The sequence below is a fragment of the Streptomyces eurythermus genome, assembly GCF_014649115.1.
In the GTDB taxonomy this organism is placed as follows: Bacteria; Actinomycetota; Actinomycetes; order Streptomycetales; family Streptomycetaceae; genus Streptomyces; species Streptomyces eurythermus.
On sequence record NZ_BMSK01000023.1, the window covers coordinates 44,304 to 62,894 of the forward strand.

Genomic DNA, 18,591 nt, shown 5'->3' on the forward strand with positions numbered 1-18,591 from the left:
CCCGCCGGACGGTCAGGACCCCGGGGGTTGTCGGTGCGGCCCGTTAGGGTCCCTCCCCATGACCGACACCCGCGCCTTCTACGACACCATCGCCGAGGACTACGCCGTCCACTTCCGCGACCAGCTCGCGCGACGGCCGCTGGAGCGGGCCCTGCTCGCCGCGTACGCCGAACAGGTGGGGACCTCCGGTCTGGTGGCCGACCTCGGCTGTGGTCCCGGTGAGATCACCGCGCACCTCGACGGGCTCGGTCTGTCCGTGTTCGGCCTCGATCTGTCCGAGTCGATGATCACGGTCGCCCGCCGCAGGTACCCCACGCTGCGGTTCGAGCGGGGCTCGATGCGGGAGCTGTCCCTGGCCGACGGTTCGCTGGCCGGGGTCGTCTCCTGGTACTCCAGCGTCCACACCCCTGTGGACGAACTGCCCGGCCTGTTCGCCCAGTTCCACCGGGTCCTGTCCCCCGGCGGCCGGCTCCTCCTCGCCTTCCAGACCGGCGACGAGCCGCTGCACCTGGACCGGCCCTGGGGCCACCCCGTCTCCCTGGACTTCCACCGTCGCCGCCCCGAGCAGATGGCCGGACTGCTCAGGGGCGCCGGTTTCGCCGTGCACTCCAGCACGGTGCGGGAGCGGGTGGCCGAGCACGGGGAGTCGGCCCCGCAGGCGTTCCTGCTCGCCCGGAAGGACGGCTGAGGCGGTCAGCTCGTGGAGACCGCGCCGGCCGGGGCGAGCTGCTCCCAGCCAGTGCTGTAGACACCGCTGCCCGCGCTGGTCTCGGCCGCGCTCGCCACGCCCCCGTTGGTCTGCACCACCAGGGCGTCGACGCGGCCGTCCCCGAACCGGACGGTGTTGACGGAGACGGCGGCTCCGGCCGGGGCGAGGGACCGCCAGCCGTCGCTCCACGGGCCGTTCGCCGAGGTCTCGACGCGGCTCATGACACCGCCGTTGGACTGCACGACGACCACGCTGAGCACCCCGCCGCGGTGCCGGGCCAGCGCGACGCTCCGGGCCGCACCGGCCGGGGCGAGGCTGCCCCAGCTCTCGTTCCAGGGGCCGTTCGGGGAGGTCTGGTAGCGGGTGCCGACCCCGCCGTTGGACTGGACGACGGCGACCGTGAGGGCGCCGTTCGCGAGGTTGCCGACCGCGAGGGAAGCGCCCTGCGCGTCGGGCAGGTCGGTGGCGAGCGCCCCGGCCGGGGCGAAACCGGCGCTCCAGCCGCGCCAGGCCGCCGTGCCCGGGGCGGTCTCGGTGGTCTCGGCGATGCCGCCGTTGGTCTGGAGGGCGAAGAGGTGGATCCGGCCGTCCGCCTCCACACCGGCGGTGACGCTCTTGACGCCCGAGCCGGCCAGGAAGGTCCAGCCGCCCCAGCCGCCGCTGCCCGGTCCGGTCTCCGCGCGGACGGCGACACCGCCGCTGGACTGCACCACGACCAGGCCCAGCCGCCCGTCGGCGAACCGTACGGGCCTGGCCTCCACCGCCGATGACGCCTCGGCGAGGAACGACCAGCCGCCGAAGGCGTGGCTGCCGGCGCTCGTCTCGGTCCGGGTGGCCACACCGCCGTTGGACTGGAGGACGAACACGACCGTGCGGCCCTTGGCGTCCAGTGCCGTGGACACCGCCTTGGCGGTGCCGGCCTCGGCGAACCCGGAGAGGGCGCCCCAGCCGCCGCCGGACTCGGTGGCCGTCATGATGCCGCCGTTGCCCTGCACCAGGTAGGCCTCGGCCCGGTCGTCCCAGTGGACGGCGGCCGCCGGGTTGCCCGAGTCGCCGGCGACGGGCCCGGTGAACTCGGGGTACGGGTCGGCCGTGTCGGTGCCGAGCCCGGTGCCCGGGGCGCAGGCCCAGGCTCCGGCGCCCTGGTCGCCGAGGATCCTCTCGGCGATCAGGATCTGTTCCTTCTTCGTGGCGAGGTCGGGGCGCGATGCGTAGCCGGTGCCGCCGTAGTGCTGCCAGTTGACGAGGCTGATCTGGAGGCCGCCGTAGTAGCCGTTGCCGGTGTTGATGCTCCAGTCGCCGCCGCTTTCGCACGCGGCCACCTTGTCCCAGGTCGTCACGGAGGCGGCGGCCGCCGGGTGGACGCCGGCCAGGGTCAGCGGGAGCGCGGTGGCGAGGGGAAGCAGCAGGGCGCGGGCACGACGGGGCAGCGCGGGCATGGTGGGCGTCCTTCGGTACGGGGGCGGGGGTGGGTCGGGGCGGGGAAGGGCCGGAGCCCGGAGCGGGCGCGGGAAGGCCAGGGGCCCGGAACGGAAGGTGCTCCGGGCCCCGTGGGCCGGTGGGCGGTCAGTAGGTCTTGACCGCCCCCGCCGGGGCGAAGCCCTTCCAGCCGGACAGCGCGCCGCCGGGGCTGGTCTCGTAGTTGCGCGAGAGGGCGCCGTTGGTCTGGGTGACGAAGACGTCGAACCGGCCGTCGGAGTGGGCCGTGGCCTCCACCGAGGCGGCGCTGCCGGCGTCCGCCAGCACCTCCCAGTTGCTCCAGGTGCCGCCGGGGCTGGTCTCGTAGTTGCGGGCGACCCCGCCGTTGGACTGGAGCATGACGACGTCCAGGCGTCCGTCGTCGTGCGTGCCCACCGAGATGTTGGTGCCGCTGACCGGGGTGATCCCGGCACGCGGTCCGCCGGTCAGGGCGGCCCCGGCGGAGGCGAAGCCCTTCCAGCCGCTCCACGCGCCGTTCACGCTGGTCTCGTAGTTGCGGGCGACGGCGCCGTTGGACTGCACGATGAAGACGTTCAGCCGGCCGTCCTTCTGGTTGGCCACGGCGATGTTGCTGCCGCCGCCCGCCGACAGCGCGGTGTTGGCGGCGCCGGCGTCCGCGAGGCCGGTCCAGTCGCCCCAGCCGCGCGAGGCCTCCGTCTCGGCGATGTGGGCGACACCGCCGTTGGACTGCACGGCGAAGACGTCCATCCGGCCGTCGGCGTGCGTGCCGACCGTGAAGGAGGAGGCCGCGCCGGCCGGCGCGAAGGAGCCCCAGTCGCTCCAGGAACCGCCCACGCTCGTCTCGTACTTGCGGGCGATGCCGCCGTTGGACTGGAGCATGAACACGCTGAGCCGGCCGTCCGCGTGCCGGGCCACCTTCAGCTGCGCGGCCGAGTTCGCCGGGGCGAAGTTCTCCCAGTCGCTCCAGGCGCCGTAGGGGCTCGTCTGGTACCTGCGGGCGACGGCACCGTTGGTCTGGACCGCGAACACCTCCACCCGGCCGTCGGGGTGGACGCCGGTGACGACGCTCTTGGCGGCGTTCTCCGGCGCGAAGCCCGGGGCCCAGCCGCTCCAGCCGCCGGACGGGGTCGTCTCCATGTTGCGCGCGACCGCGCCGTTGGACTGGGTGAGGAAGGTGTCCAGCTGCCCGTCGCGGGTGTGCGCGATGGACAGGGTGCCCTGCCCGTCGGCGAAACCGCTGGCGGCCGGCCGCGCCGGGTCGTCCACCACGTTGTCGTAGCGGATGGCCTGGTAGTAGCTGGTGGGCCAGCCGGCCAGGGTGCTGCCGTTGATGTTGGCGCTGTACTTGTTGGTCAGCACGGAGGGGTTGTTCTCGGCGAAGTACGTGAAGGTGCCCGCCGCCTTGTCCTCCCAGCCGCCGAAAAGGACGACGTGCTCGGCCGAGTAGTTCAGCGCGTCGCCGGGCAGCAGCTGGGAGTTGGTGATGTCGGTGGAGATGTCCGGCAGGGTCCAGGTGGTGTACGAGCTGTCGGCGTGCCAGGCCATGGACACGTAACCGGAGCAGTCCTCGCGGTACTTGGTGCCCTGCGGGTCGGGGTAGTAGCCGGCCTGGTTGTAGGGGACGCCCTCGTCCACCCAGTACTGGGCCCGGGAGAGGATCTCGCTCCGGGTGATCTTGCCGCCGACGGACGAGGCGGCCTGGGCGGGGGCCGCGGTGACGGCGGACAGCACGGTGGCGGTGAGGCCGGCGGCCACCAGGGCGGTGGTGCAGCGCAGCACGGCGGTACGACGAGCAGGCACAGGTGTCTCCTGAGAAGGGGAACGGGGGAAGAGGGGAAGGGGGCTCAGCGGGTGAGGCCGGCGAGGACGTCCGCGTCGCCCTTCGGGTCGTAGGAGCGCGGCGCGGCGGAGTCCCACTCGTCGAAGTGGAGCAGGACGAGCACGGAGCCGCGCCGGACGGCGTAGATGTGGTTGGCCTGGGCGCCGGGGGCCGACAGGCCCTGTACGGCCGTCCAGGTACGGGACCAGGCGGCGGCGTCCGGGGCGGTGGCGGTCTGCCGGACCCGGGCGTCGGCGGCGAGCCCGTACCGCTTCTGGAGCGCCCGGCTGGTGGCCTCGCAGCCCTTCATGCCGGCGAGGACCTCGCGGTAGGCGGCCTGGGCCGAGGCGGTGTCCGGGAAACCGAGGGAGTCCTGGACCGCCGGCGTCTTGTGCGCGCTGATGAACCCCTGTTGCTGCCAGCCGGTGGCTCCGCGCACGGTCACGCACTCGTTGAGCTGGAACTCCGGGCCCGGCCGCCGGGTGCTGGGCGGGGCCAGCTCCTTCCACTTCTGCGCCGTGCGGTCGGGAAGCTGGCGGGCGGTGACCCGGGTGGCGGCGAGCGCCTTGTCCCCGGCGGTTCCGGGCGCGCGCGTCGACGGTGTCGTGACGGGCGCCGCCTTCCCGGCCACCGCGGGCGGCGCCTGGGTGGCGGACGGCGTGGCGGCCGGGGCGGTCGGGCCGGTCGGCGTGGTGGCCGGGGCGGTCGTGTGGTGGCCGGCGGTGGCCGCCGCGACCGGCGGCGCCTGGCCCTCGGACGCGTCGGCGTGGTCGGTCACCGCGTAGACGGCGGTGGCGGCGAGGACACCCGCTCCGGCCAGGACGGCGAGCCGGACGGAGCGGGACGAGACGGTCAGGGCCATGACAGGCTGACCCGGGTGTCGAAGGTGCGCATGAGTTACCCCACGAAGCATGGATGTGAGCGATCAAGTGGCCCGGCCGGTGCTTGATCGACTATGCCCGGGGGAGCGACGGCCGTCGTTCGCAATAAGTTCACACCTTGTTGGCAACGCGTGCACGGACCGGCTCCGGCAGCGCCTGGCAGCGGAACTCCTTCGGACAGACTCCGTAGGCGGCGCGGAAGGCCCGGGTGAAGTCCGAGGCCCGGGGCAGCCCCCAGCGTGCCGCGATGGTGTGGATCGGGGTGCCCCGCAGCAGGGGATCGGCCAGGTCCCGGCGCGCGCCTTCGAGCCGCCGCCGGCGGATCCACGCCGCGACCGATTCCCCCTGCGACCACTGCCGGAAGACGCGGTGCAGATAGCTGAGCGAGATGTGGTGGGCGGCGGCGATCACCGGCGGTGACAGCTCCGGGTCGTGCAGGTTCTGCTTGATGAACGCCAGAACGCGTTCCGCCATGACCCGGTGCCGGGCCTCCGGCGCCAGCGCGGCCTCCGCCTCCGCCAGCTGGGCCAGCCACGCCGACAGCAGGTCCAGGACGACCGCCCCCAGGCGCGGCGCGTCGGCGGGCCGCAGCGTGTCCGCCTGGCGCTCCAGACCGGCCAGCATCTGCGTCAGCAGCGCCCCCATGCCGTCCTGCACCGGCAGTCCCCGCCCCAGCAACTCCCTTACCCGGTCCGGGGGCAGGGGCAGCAGCGCCTTCGGGAAGTCCACGCCGATCCCCCTGGCGAGGCGGCCCCCGTCGTCCGCCATCCGCAGGTCGTACGGCCGTGAGCTGTCGACCACGTGCAGGTCCCCCGGGCGCAGCGCGCCGCTCCGCCCGGCGTGGTCCAGGGTCGCGTTCCCGTCGAGCAGCAGCGTCAGGTGGTAACGCTCGGGGTCCGCCCCACGCACCGTCCGCGTCCCGCGCCAGTAGCGCGCCGGGGCGCACGCCAACGGCAGTACGGTCACCGGCCCCAACTCCATCAGCCGGCACTCGGCCCGGTAGTCCCGGGCATACACGCTGTCGACCTCGCTGGCACGGCTGCGGTCGAGCAGCGCGCGCCAGTGGTCGAATCTGTCCTCCGCGGGCATGTCCTCGCTGCGGAACGTCGTCCCGATCATTCGCCTCGCCTTAAACAGGGTGACTGACCTGCAAAGACGAGACCACTCAGACCGACGTCAGGTTGTAGCGCCGAGGAGGAAGGCCGGCCAGGCCGGGCTGTCGCTCAGCGCACGGCGGCGACCGTGTCCGCGAAGGCGCGGGCCGGCGGGCTGAGCGCGTCCCAGCGGCGTACGGCCCAGCCGACGGGGAGGGGGCGCAGGCCGGGCAGGGGGATCAGCCGGAGGGGGCCGTCGCCGGGGACGGGCAGGCCGGGGACGGCGGGGACGACCGCCCTGCCCACGCCGAGTTCCGCGAGGAGCAGGGCGGTGTCCCAGTCGGCCACGCTCGGCTCGTAGACGAACCGGACTCCCCTTTCCGCGCAGGCCGCTTCGAGGTGGGCGGCGGACGTGGAGTTCGGCGGGAGGCGGATGAGGCGGGTGTCGGTGAGTTCGGCAGGGTCGAGGCGGGGGCGGCCGGACAAGGGGTCGTCGGCCGGTACAGCGAGGAGCCAGGGCAGCTCCACGACGGTCCGCTGCTCGATCCCGCGGACCGGGGGGCCGATGGTGATCCACGCCAGGTCGAGGGTGCCGTCGGCCAGGGCGTCGAAGCTGCCCCGGCCCGAACTGACCGTGCGGAACTCCAGGTTGACCTCGGGGTGGCTGCGGCGGAAGGTGACGACCGCCTCGGACATGAAGTGCCGTACGGTCGTGGCGCCCGTGGCGACCCGGACGTGCCCGCTGTGGCCGTCGAGGAGGTCGCGGAGCTGTCGTACGGCCAGGTCGAGGCCGTTGATGCCCTCGGCCGCCGCCGTCTCCAGTATCCGGCCGGCCTGCGTCGGGACGACTCCGCGCGGGCGGCGCTCCAGCAGGGCGACGCCGGTCTCCCGCTCCAGCCGCTTCACGTGCTGGCTGACGGCGGACTGGGTGCAGCCGAGGTCCCGGGCGACCGAACTGAGGCTGCCCGCGCGGCACACGGCCACGAACACACGGAGGTCGTCCAGAGTCATGAGACCCAAGTTAGCGCTTGGGGATCGGAAGAAAACCCCAGGATTGACTGGGTGTTGGCGTCGTACGAGGATCGTGTGCGGGCCGCGACCGACCCAGGCGGCAACCCGCTCCCCGCCCCGCCGAGTCCGGACGACGCGGGATGCGCGGGGAGCGGGTGCCGACCGAGCGGTCAGTCAGCCCTGGCCCAGCAGTGCGAGCAGGCGCCCCACCGCGTTCGCGACGGGCTCGCCGACCGCGCCGACGGTGGCGGCGATCTGGGCGATGGACGCCAGGACCAGGCCGCGCTCGCGCAGGGCGGCCCGGTCGGGGGTCAGCGCGGGCAGGGCCTCCGCCACGGTCCGGTCCTGCTCCGGGGTGAGGTGGCGGCGCAGCTCCGCGAGGCCGCGGGTCAGTTCCGCGACGGCGGCGCGGAGTTCGGGATCTCCGGCCGGAGCGCCGACCGTGCCGTAGTTGAAGCCGACGTTGCCCTGTCCGCCGTTGATGTTGGCGACCTGCCCGTAGTAGTTCGTCGTGTCGCTCACAGCTTGAACCCCGTGTTCCCGTGGCCGCCGTTGAGGTTGGCGACCGGCCCGTAGTTGTTGGTGTTGTACTGGTGGACGACCGCGGTGAACTCGGCCTCCGGGTGGTCGATCGCGTACGCGATACGGTCCGCGATCTGTCGCAGCTCCTCCAGGCTCGGCAGGGTCACCACCAGCGCCGAGCCGCTGGCCACCTGGACGGACAGCACCGGCTTCGGCGGCGCGAACAGGTCCTTGACGGGGACGATCAGCGCCGCGACGCACAGGACGACCAAGAGCGCGGGGTTGTCGGCGCCCCCGCCGCCCCCGTTGTCCATGGCGTTGAGCGCGACGTACGCCAGGTAGACCAGGAGGGCGCCGAACAGCCACTTCAGGCAGCGGATGAGCGCGGCGAGCCGGCTGGGCCGGTAGAGGTAGGCGTCGACCATCGTGATGTTGTGCAGAGGGAAGGCCGCCGACCCGGCCCACAGCATGCGGCGGCTGACCCGGAGGACTAGGGCGCCTTCCGTCCGCCCGGAGGGCGGCTCGGCAGGCGGAGGCGGTGGCGCGGACGGCGGGGCGGGCGGCGGCCCGAGCGGGCGTCCGGGCGGCGGCGCGCCGATGCCGTTCGTGTCGTTCATGTACTCCCCCGATGTGTCTGCGTTCCGGCAGCGTACGACCTGTTCCAGGCGCTCGTACAGCGCTATTCCGCGCGCCCGTACAGGCTTTCCACCTGCGCCGCGAAGTCCTCCAGGACGCGGTCCCGGCGGAGTTTCATGGACGGGGTCAGGTGGCCGGCCGCCTCGGTGAAGTCGGTCGGCAGGACGACGAAGCGGCGGATGGACTCGGGGCGGGAGACCAGCTTGTTCGCCTCGTCCACCGCGCGCTGGAGAACGGCCGTCAACTCCTCGTCACCGATCAGGAGTTCCGCCGGAACCGGGTGCTTGCCGAGCATCTGGCGCCAGTGGGTGATGCCGTCGGCGTCGAGGGTGATGAGCGCGCCGACGTAGGGGCGGCCGTCGCCCACCAGCATGACCTGGGAGATCAGCGGGTGCTGGCGCAGCCAGTTCTCCAGCGGGGCCGGGGCCACCGACTTGCCGCCCGCCGTGATCAGCAGTTCCTTCTTGCGGCCGGTGATGGTCAGGTACCCCTCGTCGTCCAGCGTGCCGAGGTCCCCGGTCGGCAGCCAGCCATCGCGGGTCGCGGGGACCACCCCGCCCGCCTGGGCGTCCCAGTAGCCGCGCAGCACGTGCTCGCCGGCGACGAGGATCTCGCCGTCCGCCGCGATCCGCACCCGGGTCCCGGGCAACGGCCAGCCCACCGTGCCCAGCCGGGGCTTGAGCGGCGGGGTGACCGTGGTCGCGCCGGTGGTCTCGGTCAGGCCGTAGCCCTCGAAGATCTCGATGCCCGCGCCCGCGTAGAACGCGGCGAGGCGCCGGCCGAGCGGGGAGCCGCCGCAGATCGCGTACCGGACGCGGCCGCCCAGGGCGGTGCGGATGCGGCGGTAGACCAGCGGGTCGTAGAAGGCGCGCTGGGTCTTCAGGGCGCGGCTCGGGCCGGTGCCGGTGCCGGTCTGGCGGGCCTCCAGCGCCTCGCCGTAGCGCCGGGCCACGGCCGCCGCCCGGTCGAACACCGCCGTGCGGCCGCCCGCCTCCGCGCCGGCCCGCGCGGAGTTGTACACCTTCTCCAGCATGTAGGGGATCGTCAGCAGCGCGGTGGGCCGGAAGGCGGCGAGGTCCGGGAGCAGGTCGTCCGGGGCCAGGCTGGGCGCGTGGCCGAGGCGGACCCGGGCGCGGACGCAGGCGATGGCGACCATCCGGCCGAAGACATGGGACATGGGCAGGAAGAGCAGCACCGACGGATCGTGGTCGTGCGCCTTGAACACCGGGTGGAGGAGTTCGACGGCGTTGTCGACCTCGGCGAAGAAGTTGCCGTGCGTCAGGGCGCAGCCCTTGGGGCGGCCGGTGGTCCCGGAGGTGTAGATCAGGGTGGCGAGCGTGTCGGGGACGAGCATGCCCCGGCGTACGCCCACCTCCCCGTCCGGCACCGCCGCGCCCGCGTCGGCGAGCCGGGCCACGTGCTCCTTCTCCATCACCCACACATGGCGCAGGTCGGGCAGGTGCGGGAGTTCGGGGCCGATCGCGGCGGCCTGGGCGGCGGTCTCCGTGATCAGGGCGACCGCGCCGGAGTCGTGCAGGATCCAGCGGGTCTGGTAGGCGGACGAGGTCGGGTACACCGGCACGGTGACCAGCCCGGCCGCCCACGCGGCGAAGTCCAGCAGGGTCCACTCGTAGGTCGTACGGGCCATGATCGCGATCCGGTCGCCGGGCATCAGGCCCTCGGCGATCAGTCCCTTCGCCACCGCCTGCACCTCGGCGGCGAACCGCGCGGCGGTCAGGTCCGTCCAGCGGCCGCCGGGCAGCTTGCGGCCGATCACGACCGCGTCGGGGGCCGCCTCCGCGTTGTCGTACGGCAGGTCGGCGAGGGAGCCGTGGGTGACCGGGGGCGCGAACGGCGGCACCGACACCTCCCGTACCGCGCCGTCAAGCCGCCGGATGTCGGGCTGGACGAGGACCGGCCGGCCGTCGTAGTCGACGGCGGAGACGGGGGCTCCGGAGGAGGCGGGGGCGTTCGGGTACGACGTGGACACGGGCGGCTCCTCCTGCGTGCGTGCACCGGCGGCGGGCCCCGGTGCGGGCGGGGTTACCGCTGGTCAGGCCTGGTGATCGTACGGCTCCTCTGTGAGGGGGTTGTGCGGGTTCCGGGAGGGTACGGGGCCGGGGATGTGCAGCCTCGGGGGGTGTCCGCCCGCCCGGCTTACCTCCGGTAACGTTACTTCAGAGTAGGCAATCCGGAGAGACCGCTGGGGCGTGACCCGATGCACACCGTGACCCTCGCCGCGCCGCCCGCGCTCGGCCCCCTGCTGGCCCGGGGCGCCCTGCGCTCCCCCTTCAGACGCCCGTCCCCCGGCGCACCCGTCCCCCGCACCCGGCTGGTACTGCCCGGCGTACGCGTCGACCTCGCGCGCCTGGCCGCCTACGAGCGGGTCTGCGGCTTCCCCACCGGCGAGTCCGCCCTCCCCCTCACCTACCCACACATCCTCGGTTTCCCGCTGGCCATGCGACTGATGAGCGGCCGGGACTTCCCGCTGCCGCTGCTGGGGCTGGTCCACACGTCCGTCGAGATCGAGCGGAGTGCCGCACTGCCGGCCGACGGGGAGTACGAGCTGTCCGTGTGGGTGGAGGAGCTGGCGGCGCGCAGGGGCGGGACGGAAGCGGTGGTGGCGACGGCCGTACGGTCACGGGGCGAGCTGGTGTGGTCGTCCCGCAGCGGATACCTGGCCCGGGCCGGGGGGACCGAACGCCGTGGCCCGGCGGCCGGCACGGAGCGGCTGCCCGCCCTCGCCGAGTGGCGGCTCGGCGCGGACGTGGGACGGCGGTACGGGGCCGTGTCCGGGGACCGCAACCCCATCCATCTCCACCCGCTCACCGCCCGCCTCTTCGGCTTCCCCCGGCCCATCGCCCACGGCATGTGGACCCTCGCCCGCTGCCTCGCCGCCCACGGCACCCCGGACGCGACCGTCGTACGGGCCCGGTTCCGCGCGCCCGTGCCGCTGCCCGGGACGGTGGGGTACGGGGCGGACGGCGCGGGGCGGTTCGAACTGCGGGGCGCGGGCGGGAGGTTGTGCCTGGAGGGGACGGTCAGGGGGAGCTGAGGGGCGCCGGCGGCCGGTCGCCGTGATCCCGCTCCGGCGGCGGGCTCCAGACCTTGCCCCCCATCAGGCTGCCCAGGCCCGACCAGGCGAAGTTCATCAGGGTGGACGCGGCCTGGTGGGCCGACACCCCGGGCGTGCTGTTGGCCCACGCGGCGAGCGACTCCGCCGCGCCGACCAGCGCCTCGGCGAGCCCGGCCACCTCGCGCTCCGGCAGGCCGGGATCCCGGTGCGCCTCCCTCGCCGCCACCGCCACCAGCCGCGTCACGAACGCGACGATCTCCGCGCGCATCGCCGCCGCCTCGGACACGAACGGCTCACCGTGCCTGCGGGCCTGGAGATACAGCACCGACCAGCCGTCCGGATGCTCGGCGGTGTGCGCGAAGAACGCCCGCAGGCCCTCCCACAACTGCTGCTCGACGGGCAGGTCCTGGCGGACCCCGGCGCGCACGGCCGCCGTGAGCGCGGCGGCCTCGCGGCGGATGCAGGCGGTGAAGAGGTCTTCCTTCGAGTTCAGGTACAGATAGACCAACGGCTTGGACACGCCCGCGAGTTCGGCGATCTCGTCCATCGACGCGGCCGTGTACCCGCGCTGCCCGAAGATCCGCACGGCGGCGTCGAGCATCTGCCGCTCGCGCACCGCCCGCGGCATCCGCTTGGTCTTCACGGCACCCATGGGGCAAGACTAGTTCGGCCGGGTGCCGTACCCGGCCGGGCACGCGTCGGCCGGGAACGGCCCGCAGACCCGGGCACGCGCTAGCTGGACGCGGTGGCCCCGTCCTGCGCCCGCGCGACGTCGTCGGCGAGGTCCTCCTGGCTGCGGCTGGCCTCCAGGTTGGCCTTCATCCGGTCGACCTTCTTCACGATCCGCGCCGAGGCCCGGTCCCGCTCCTTGCGCAGCACCACCCAGCTGATCGGTGCCGACAGGACCAGGGAGAGCAGCAGCACCCACAGGAAGTTGGAGTCACCGAAGCCGCGCGGGAAGATGCCCGAGTAGACGGCTCCCCAGACGATCACGAGGCAGCCCGCGAAGATACCGAGGCGCATCAGCGTGTAGCGGAGCATCTCAATCCACTCGTCCGATTCCAAATAGGGTCATCGCCCAGTGAAGCACGACCCGGCGGCGATCATGCAAGGGGGTCGCGCAAGGGGGGTACGGGCGCCGGGCCCGGGGTCAGCGCAGCGGCAGCAGCATGACGATCTCGTCGCGGTCGTCACCGGGCCCGACCCGGATGGCGTCCGGGACCCGGCCGACCTCCTTGTAGCCGCAGGAGGCGTAGAACCGCTCCAGGCCGTGCCCGCCCCGGCAGGTCAGCCGGATCCCCTCGATGCCCCCGAGGCCGCGGGCGGCCTCCTCGGCGGCGGTCAGCAGGTCACGGCCGTAGCCCCGGCCCTGGTGACGGGGGTGGACCATCACCGTGTACAGCCACAGCCAGTGCGTCATCAGCCGGTGGGTGTTGCGGGCGAGGAAGGCGGTCGCGGCCACCCGGCCGGCCTCGTCGTGGCCGACGAGCAGCCGGGTGCGGCCCTCGGCCATCGCCACGAAGTGGCGCACCAGCTCGGGCCGTATCTCGTCGGGGGTCACCGGGGGTACGAAGCCGACGGAACCGCCCGCGTTCGAGACGTCCGTCCACAGGTCGAGGATGCCGTCGCGGAGGGCGGGGGTGATCGCTGGGTCCAAGGTGAAGGTAAGAGGCACCAGCGGAGTGTATCTATTACCCGAGGGCGTGTGCGGCGATCTCCAGGTCGGCCACCAGGCCCTGGTACGCGGCCCTGCGGTCGTCGTCCTGCGCCCGCAGCACCGACGAGGGGTGCACGGTCGGTACGAGGCGTTCGGGGCGGCCGTGGATCTCCCGCTCCAGCACCGTGCCGCGTACCTCGCCCACCCGGAACGACGACCCCAGCAGGGCCTTGCCCGCCGTGGCGCCGAGAACCACGATCAGCTCCGGCTCCACCAGCGCCAGCTCCGCCGCCAGCCAGGGGCCGCAGGCCGTCATCTCCCTCAGGGCCGGCGCCTTGTGGATGCGGCGCTTGCGGGGTTCGGCCCGGGTGAACTTGAAGTGCTTCACCGCGTTCGTCACATAGGCCTCGGCGGGATCGATACCGGCCTCTTCGAGCGCCCGGTCGAGCAGCTTGCCCGCCGGGCCGACGAACGGTCTCCCCTGACGGTCCTCCTGGTCGCCGGGCTGCTCCCCCACGAGCATGACGCGGGCGTCGGTGCTTCCGGCGCCGAAGACCGTCTGGGTGGCGGCGCGGTGGAGGGGGCAACCGCGACAGCCTGCGGCGGCTTGGCGGAGGGTAGGTAGGTCAGCGCCCTCGGGGACGAAGGGCTCCGCGGTGTACGCGTCCTCGGGTGCCTTCGCTGCCGGCATGCCGGGCGAGTACCCCTCGTTCCGGCGGAGAAGCGAGGGGTTGTTTCAGGCCGTCGCCCGGCTGCGGGCGCGTCGTGGCTGGTCGCGCCCACGCGGCGGAGCCGCATATCGAACACAGCCCCGCGCCCCTGGGTGGGGGCGCCGGGGCCTCGCTTCAGAAGTGGCCGGTGCGTCAGACGCGCATCGGCTGGGGCTCGTCGCGGCGGGTCGGGTTCGGGCCCTCGTACTCGCGGATGATCTCGTAGCGGGTGTTGCGTTCCACGGGGCGGAAGCCGGCGTCGCGGATCAGCTCCAGGAGGTCCTCCCGGGTCAGCTTGTTCGGCGTGCCGTAGTTGTCCGCGTCGTGCGTGATCTTGTACTCGACGACCGAGCCGTCCATGTCGTCCGCGCCGTGCTGGAGGGCCAGCTGGGCGGTCTGCACGCCGTGCATCACCCAGAAGACCTTCACGTGCGGCACGTTGTCGAACAGCAGCCGGGACACCGCGAAGGTCTTCAGCGCCTCCGCGCCGGTCGCCATCGTGGTCCGCGCCTGGAGCGTGTTGCGTACCTTGCCGTCCTTCATGTCCACGAAGTCGTGCTGGTAGCGCAGCGGGATGAAGACCTGGAAGCCGTTCGTCTCGTCCTGCAGCTCACGCAGCCGCAGCACGTGGTCGACGCGGTGCCGCGGCTCCTCGATGTGGCCGTACAGCATGGTGCACGGGGTCTTCAGACCCTTCTCGTGCGCCAGCCGGTGGATGCGGGACCAGTCCTCCCAGTGGGTGCGGTGGTCCACGATGTGCTGCCGGACCTCCCAGTCGAAGATCTCCGCGCCGCCGCCGGTCAGCGACTCCAGGCCCGCGTCGATCAGTTCGTCCAGGATCTCCGAGGCGGACAGCCCGCTGATCGTCTCGAAGTGGTGGATCTCGGTCGCCGTGAACGCCTTCAGCGAGACGTTCGGCAGCGCCTTCTTCAGCTCCCGCAGCGACCGCGGGTAGTACCGCCACGGCAGGTTCGGGTGCAGACCGTTGACGATGTGCAGCTCGGTGAGGTTCTCCGACTCCATCGCCTTGGCGAGCTTGACGGCCTCCTCGATGCGCATCGTGTACGCGTCCTTCTCGCCCGGCTTGCGCTGGAACGAGCAGTAGGCACAGGACGCGGTACACACGTTCGTCATGTTGAGGTGACGGTTGACGTTGAAGTGGACCACGTCACCGTTCTTGCGGGTCCGCACCTCGTGGGCGAGGCCGCCGAGCCAGGCCAGGTCGTCCGACGCGTACAGCGCGATGCCGTCCTCGCGGGTCAGCCGCTCCCCGGAGCGGACCTTCTCCTCCAGCTCGCGCTTGAGCCCGACGTCCATGGCAACACCTTTCTACGACAGCCCGACCAACGGTATCCCTAGACTTCCTCGGGAAGTTCCCCGACCCGGTTCTCCCACTTCGTGGACAGCACGATGGTGGTACGGGTCCGGGAGACGCCCTTGGTGCCGCTGAGCCGGCGGATGGTCCGCTCCAGCCCGTCCACGTCCGACGCCCGGACCTTGAGCATGTACGAGTCGTCGCCCGCGATGAACCAGCAGTCCTCGATCTCCGGCAGGTCCCGCAGCCGCTGGGCGACGTCCTCGTGGTCGGCCGCGTCGGAGAGGGAGATGCCGATCAGGGCGGTGACCCCGAGGCCGAGCGAGGCCGCGTTCACCGTGGCCCGGTAGCCGGTGATGACACCGGCCGCCTCCAGCCGGTTGATGCGGTCGGTGACGCTGGGGCCCGACAGGCCGACCAGGCGCCCCAGCTCCGCGTACGAGGCCCGGCCGTTCTCCCTCAGGGCCTGGATGAGCTGCCTGTCCACCGCGTCCATGCGATCGAAGCCTTCCGGTGAAAGTTCCTGAAGTGATGAGAGGTACGTACTGCTAATCGCCCCGGGTGCCGTCCGCCGCGCCGCCGCCCAGGTCTCCTCGCCAGCGCCGGTACAGGCCGTGGGCGACGCCCGCCGCGTCCAGCACCCGGCCGGCCACGAAGTCCACCAGGTCCTGGATGTGCGCGGCGCCCGCGTAGAAGGCGGGCGAGGCCGGGACGACCGAGGCGCCGGCGTCGTCCAGGGCGACGAGGTGGCGCAGCGTCTGGCCGTTCAGGGGGGCTTCCCGTACGGACACCACCAGCGGGCGGCGCTCCTTCAGCGTGACGCTCGCCGCGCGCTGGAGGAGGTCCTTGGACAGGCCGAGCGCCACGCCGGCCACGCAGGCGGTGGAGGCGGGCACGATGAGCATGCCGCGGGCCGGGTACGAGCCGGAGGACGGCCCGGCCGCGAGGTCGCCCGCCTTCCAGTAGCGGACGCCGCTGACGTCCACGTCGAAGGTCCCGGGCTTGCCGTCGGCGCCGCGGGCCAGCCATTCCGCGAGGTCGTCCTGCCAGTGGGCGTCCCGGAAGGGCAGGCCCGTCTCGTCCAGCAGCGTCAGCCGCGAGGCCCGGCTGACCACCAGGTCCACCGCTTCCCCGGCCGCCAGCAGCGCCCGCAGCACGGCCGCCGCGTACGGCGTCCCGGAAGCTCCGGACACCCCCACGATCCAAGGCACGCGCTGCGTTTCTCCTGCGTTCACACCTTGAGCGTACCGGCGCGCGCACAGGGGCTCAGGACCGGTAGGGGTCACGGCCACCCGGGCGAAGACCCCGCGAACGGCGGGAAACGGGCTAGACGGTGAGCCCCCGTACCAGGAGATCCAGCAGGGCGCACACGAAGAGCGCGATGCCGATGAACCCGTTGACCGAGAAGAACGCCCTGTTCAGACGGGTCAGGTCGTGCGGGCGGACGATCGTGTGCTCGTAGACGAAGGCCGCCGCGACGATCACCAGGCCGAGCCAGAAGAAAGCACCCGCGTCGGTGGCCAGGGCGTACCAGACGAAGAGGGCCGTGGTGACCGTGTGGCACGCGCGGGCGCCCCAGATCGCGGCCGGGATGCCGAAGCGGGCCGGGACCGACTTCACGCCGATCTCGCGGTCGGTCTCCACGTCCTGGCAGGCGTAGATCAGGTCGAACCCGCCGATCCAGACGCCGACGGCCAGGCCGAGGATCACCGCGTTCCACGACCACTCCCCGCTGATCGCCAGCCAGCCGCCGACCGGGCCCATGGCCTGGGCGAGACCGAGGATGGCCTGCGGGAAGTTGGTGAACCGCTTGCCGTAGGGGTAGACCACCATCGGCACCACCGCCACCGGCGCGAGGGCCAGGCACAGCGGGTTGAGCAGGGCCGCCGCGCCCAGGAAGACCGCGAGGGCGATCAGCGCGCCCGTCCAGGCGTGCCGGACCGACATCGCCCCCGTCACCAGTTCCCGGTGCGCGGTGCGCGGGTTGCGGGCGTCGATCTCGCGGTCGATGATCCGGTTGACCGCCATCGCGAACGTGCGCAGGCCCACCATGCAGACGGTGACCAGGAGCAGGCGGCCCCAGTGGATGTTCTCGTCCCACTCGTACATCGCCGTCAGGGCGGCGATGTAGGCGAAGGGGAGCGCGAAGACCGAGTGCTCGATCATCACCAGGCGGAGGAACGCCTTGGTCCGGCCCGGCTGGGCGATTGCGGCGGCGCTGCTCACAGCCCGTACTCCTTCCAGCGGCGGTCCACCAGGGCCGCCGTATCCGGGTCCGACAGGACCATCTCCGGCCACCCGCCGTCGCGGGTGTAGCCCTCCTCCGGCCACTTCCGCGTGGCGTCGATGCCCGCCTTGCCGCCCCAGAACTGCTGGTAGGAGGCGTGGTCGAGGTGGTCGACGGGGCCTTCCACGACCGTGAGGTCACGGGCGTAGTCGGTGTTGCCGAGGGCCCGCCAGGCGACCTCGTGCAGGTCGTGGACGTCACAGTCGGCGTCCACGACCACGATCAGCTTGGTGAGGGACATCATGTGCGCCCCCCAGATGGCGTGCATCACCTTCTGCGCGTGCTTGGGGTACTTCTTGTCGATCGAGACGATCGCGCAGTTGTGGAAGCCGCCGGCCTCGGGCAGGTGGTAGTCCACGATGTCCGGGATGATGATCTTCAGCAGGGGCAGGAAGAAGCGTTCCGTGGCCCGGCCGAGGGGGCCGTCCTCCGTCGGGGGGCGGCCGACGACGATCGACTGGAGCAGCGGGCGCCGGCGCATGGTCACGCAGTCGATCTTGAGGGCCGGGAACGGCTCCTGCGGGGTGTAGAAGCCGGTGTGGTCGCCGAAGGGGCCCTCGGGCAGCATCTCGCCGGGTTCCAGCCAGCCCTCCAGGACCACCTCGGCGTTGGCGGGCACCTGGAGCGGGACCGTCTTGCAGTCGGTCATCTCGATCCGCTTGCCCGCGAGGAAGCCGGCGAAGAGGTACTCGTCGATGTCGCCGGGGAGGGGGGCCGTGGAGGCGTAGGTCACGGCGGGCGGGCAGCCGAAGGCGATGGCCACCGGGAGGCGCTCGCCCCGGCGCGCGGCCACCTGGTAGTGGTTGCGGCTGTCCTTGTGGATCTGCCAGTGCATGCCGATGGTGCGCTTGTCATGGCGCTGGAGGCGGTACAGGCCCAGGTTGCGGATGCCGGTCTCGGGGTCCTTGGTGTGGGTCAGGCCGAGGTTGAAGAAGGAGCCGCCGTCCTCGGGCCAGGTGAACAGCGCCGGGAGCCGCTCCAGGTCCACGTCGTCACCGTGCAGGACGACCTCCTGGACCGGCGCCTCCTTGACCTTGCGCGGCGGGACGTGGGCCATGGCGCCGAGCTTCCCGAAGGCCTCGCGCACGCCGACGAAGCCGTGCGGCAGCTCGGGCCGCAGCAGGCCGCCGATCCTGTCGGAGATCTCCTCGTACGACTTCAGGCCCAGCGCCTTCAGCAGCCGGCGGTCGGTGCCGTACACGTTCATGGCGAGGGGCAGGTCGGAGCCGCGCACGTTCTCGAAGAGCAGCGCCGGGCCGCCGGCCTTCTGCACCCGGTCGACGATCTCCCCGACCTCCAGATACGGGTCGACCTCGGCCTTGATGCGCTTGAGGTCGCCCTCGCGCTCCAGCGCCCGGAGCAGGGAGCGAAGATCGTCGTAAGCCATGTGCCCCAGTATCGCCGACGTACCGCTTTGTCCCGGTGGCCACCCCC

General features: G+C 72.7%; 19 protein-coding genes. 2 read left to right on the forward strand and 17 right to left on the reverse strand.

Features of this window, described 5'->3' with window-relative positions; all coding sequences use genetic code 11:
- Positions 1-58 precede the first annotated feature (58 nt).
- Complete coding sequence (locus tag IE251_RS33865; protein ID WP_189756767.1) at positions 59-688, forward strand: class I SAM-dependent methyltransferase; 630 nt, start codon at positions 59-61, stop codon at positions 686-688.
- A gap of 5 nt (positions 689-693) precedes the next feature.
- On the opposite strand, the gene IE251_RS41940 is transcribed toward IE251_RS33865, so the two are convergent.
- The 8 genes from IE251_RS41940 to IE251_RS33905 all read right to left on the reverse strand — a co-directional run bounded on the left by IE251_RS41940 (position 694) and on the right by IE251_RS33905 (position 10,102).
- Positions 694-2,148, reverse strand: a complete 1,455-nt coding sequence (locus tag IE251_RS41940; protein ID WP_307784880.1) for a transglycosylase family protein — start codon at positions 2,146-2,148, stop codon at positions 694-696.
- A gap of 127 nt (positions 2,149-2,275) precedes the next feature.
- Positions 2,276-3,949 (reverse strand): PLL family lectin, encoded by a 1,674-nt coding sequence (locus IE251_RS33875; protein WP_189756768.1) that lies wholly within the window; start codon positions 3,947-3,949, stop codon positions 2,276-2,278.
- 44 nt (positions 3,950-3,993) lie between these two features.
- Positions 3,994-4,830 carry a hypothetical protein gene (locus IE251_RS33880; RefSeq protein ID WP_189756769.1) on the reverse strand — a complete coding sequence of 279 codons (837 nt, stop codon included), beginning with the start codon at positions 4,828-4,830 and terminating at the stop codon, positions 3,994-3,996.
- A 130-nt stretch (positions 4,831-4,960) separates the two neighbouring features.
- The gene (locus IE251_RS33885) at positions 4,961-5,968 is read right to left on the reverse strand and encodes an AraC-like ligand-binding domain-containing protein (RefSeq protein ID WP_189756770.1); all 1,008 of its coding nucleotides are present in this window, start codon (positions 5,966-5,968) and stop codon (positions 4,961-4,963) included.
- Between the two features lie 104 nt (positions 5,969-6,072).
- On the reverse strand, positions 6,073-6,954 hold the full coding sequence (locus IE251_RS33890) for a LysR family transcriptional regulator (protein WP_189756771.1): 882 nt from the start codon (positions 6,952-6,954) through the stop codon (positions 6,073-6,075).
- A gap of 174 nt (positions 6,955-7,128) precedes the next feature.
- Positions 7,129-7,476 carry a hypothetical protein gene (locus tag IE251_RS33895; protein ID WP_189756772.1) on the reverse strand — a complete coding sequence of 116 codons (348 nt, stop codon included), beginning with the start codon at positions 7,474-7,476 and terminating at the stop codon, positions 7,129-7,131.
- Entirely contained in the window at positions 7,473-8,093 is a 621-nt protein-coding gene (locus tag IE251_RS33900; protein ID WP_229897046.1) for a DUF6232 family protein, read from the reverse strand. Before IE251_RS33900 ends, IE251_RS33895 begins: the two co-directional genes overlap by 4 nt.
- Positions 8,094-8,155: 62 nt before the next feature.
- Positions 8,156-10,102, reverse strand: coding sequence for an AMP-dependent synthetase/ligase (locus IE251_RS33905; RefSeq protein ID WP_189756773.1), 1,947 nt, complete (start codon positions 10,100-10,102; stop codon positions 8,156-8,158).
- 228 nt (positions 10,103-10,330) lie between these two features.
- Between IE251_RS33905 and IE251_RS33910 the strand changes: the two genes are divergently transcribed.
- A complete protein-coding gene (locus tag IE251_RS33910; RefSeq protein ID WP_189756774.1) occupies positions 10,331-11,167 on the forward strand; it encodes a MaoC family dehydratase in 837 nt (278 codons plus the stop codon).
- Here IE251_RS33910 and IE251_RS33915 read toward each other — a convergent pair.
- From IE251_RS33915 to IE251_RS33955, 9 genes are all read right to left on the reverse strand, one after another.
- Positions 11,154-11,840: a TetR/AcrR family transcriptional regulator gene (locus IE251_RS33915; protein ID WP_189756775.1), complete on the reverse strand. Its 687-nt coding sequence runs from the start codon at positions 11,838-11,840 to the stop codon at positions 11,154-11,156. The two genes, IE251_RS33910 and IE251_RS33915, sit on opposite strands and share 14 nt — an antisense overlap.
- Before the next feature lie 80 nt (positions 11,841-11,920).
- On the reverse strand, positions 11,921-12,229 hold the full coding sequence (locus IE251_RS33920; RefSeq protein WP_189756776.1) for a DUF4229 domain-containing protein: 309 nt from the start codon (positions 12,227-12,229) through the stop codon (positions 11,921-11,923).
- A gap of 109 nt (positions 12,230-12,338) precedes the next feature.
- Positions 12,339-12,863 carry a GNAT family N-acetyltransferase gene (locus IE251_RS33925; RefSeq protein WP_189756777.1) on the reverse strand — a complete coding sequence of 175 codons (525 nt, stop codon included), beginning with the start codon at positions 12,861-12,863 and terminating at the stop codon, positions 12,339-12,341.
- Between the two features lie 16 nt (positions 12,864-12,879).
- Positions 12,880-13,536 (reverse strand): UdgX family uracil-DNA binding protein, encoded by a 657-nt coding sequence (locus IE251_RS33930; protein WP_189756778.1) that lies wholly within the window; start codon positions 13,534-13,536, stop codon positions 12,880-12,882.
- Between the two features lie 172 nt (positions 13,537-13,708).
- Positions 13,709-14,872 (reverse strand): aminofutalosine synthase MqnE, encoded by a 1,164-nt coding sequence (gene mqnE, locus IE251_RS33935; protein WP_189756779.1) that lies wholly within the window; start codon positions 14,870-14,872, stop codon positions 13,709-13,711.
- Positions 14,873-14,910: 38 nt separating this feature from the next.
- Positions 14,911-15,366, reverse strand: a complete 456-nt coding sequence (locus IE251_RS33940) for an Lrp/AsnC family transcriptional regulator (protein WP_030601569.1) — start codon at positions 15,364-15,366, stop codon at positions 14,911-14,913.
- A gap of 52 nt (positions 15,367-15,418) precedes the next feature.
- Complete coding sequence (locus IE251_RS33945) at positions 15,419-16,081, reverse strand: UbiX family flavin prenyltransferase (protein ID WP_189756780.1); 663 nt, start codon at positions 16,079-16,081, stop codon at positions 15,419-15,421.
- Between the two features lie 115 nt (positions 16,082-16,196).
- Positions 16,197-17,096, reverse strand: coding sequence for a menaquinone biosynthesis prenyltransferase MqnP (gene mqnP / locus IE251_RS33950; protein ID WP_189756781.1), 900 nt, complete (start codon positions 17,094-17,096; stop codon positions 16,197-16,199).
- The gene (locus tag IE251_RS33955; RefSeq protein ID WP_189756782.1) at positions 17,093-18,544 is read right to left on the reverse strand and encodes a menaquinone biosynthesis decarboxylase; all 1,452 of its coding nucleotides are present in this window, start codon (positions 18,542-18,544) and stop codon (positions 17,093-17,095) included. The genes mqnP and IE251_RS33955 overlap by 4 nt, the downstream gene beginning before the upstream one ends.
- Positions 18,545-18,591 lie beyond the last annotated feature (47 nt).

Excerpts from the sequence above, each read along its gene's own strand:
- IE251_RS33865 (WP_189756767.1), top strand. The coding sequence starts at position 59 with ATGACCGACACCCGCGCCTTCTACGACACCATCGCCGAGGACTACGCC.
- IE251_RS41940 (WP_307784880.1), bottom strand. The coding sequence starts at position 2,148 with ATGCCCGCGCTGCCCCGTCGTGCCCGCGCCCTGCTGCTTCCCCTCGCC.
- IE251_RS33880 (WP_189756769.1), bottom strand. The coding sequence starts at position 4,830 with ATGGCCCTGACCGTCTCGTCCCGCTCCGTCCGGCTCGCCGTCCTGGCC.
- IE251_RS33885 (WP_189756770.1), bottom strand. The coding sequence starts at position 5,968 with ATGATCGGGACGACGTTCCGCAGCGAGGACATGCCCGCGGAGGACAGA.
- IE251_RS33890 (WP_189756771.1), bottom strand. The coding sequence starts at position 6,954 with ATGACTCTGGACGACCTCCGTGTGTTCGTGGCCGTGTGCCGCGCGGGC.
- IE251_RS33900 (WP_229897046.1), bottom strand. The coding sequence starts at position 8,093 with ATGAACGACACGAACGGCATCGGCGCGCCGCCGCCCGGACGCCCGCTC.
- IE251_RS33910 (WP_189756774.1), top strand. The coding sequence starts at position 10,331 with ATGCACACCGTGACCCTCGCCGCGCCGCCCGCGCTCGGCCCCCTGCTG.
- IE251_RS33915 (WP_189756775.1), bottom strand. The coding sequence starts at position 11,840 with ATGGGTGCCGTGAAGACCAAGCGGATGCCGCGGGCGGTGCGCGAGCGG.
- IE251_RS33920 (WP_189756776.1), bottom strand. The coding sequence starts at position 12,229 with ATGCTCCGCTACACGCTGATGCGCCTCGGTATCTTCGCGGGCTGCCTC.
- IE251_RS33930 (WP_189756778.1), bottom strand. The coding sequence starts at position 13,536 with ATGCCGGCAGCGAAGGCACCCGAGGACGCGTACACCGCGGAGCCCTTC.
- mqnE (WP_189756779.1), bottom strand. The coding sequence starts at position 14,872 with ATGGACGTCGGGCTCAAGCGCGAGCTGGAGGAGAAGGTCCGCTCCGGG.
- IE251_RS33940 (WP_030601569.1), bottom strand. The coding sequence starts at position 15,366 with ATGGACGCGGTGGACAGGCAGCTCATCCAGGCCCTGAGGGAGAACGGC.
- IE251_RS33955 (WP_189756782.1), bottom strand. The coding sequence starts at position 18,544 with ATGGCTTACGACGATCTTCGCTCCCTGCTCCGGGCGCTGGAGCGCGAG.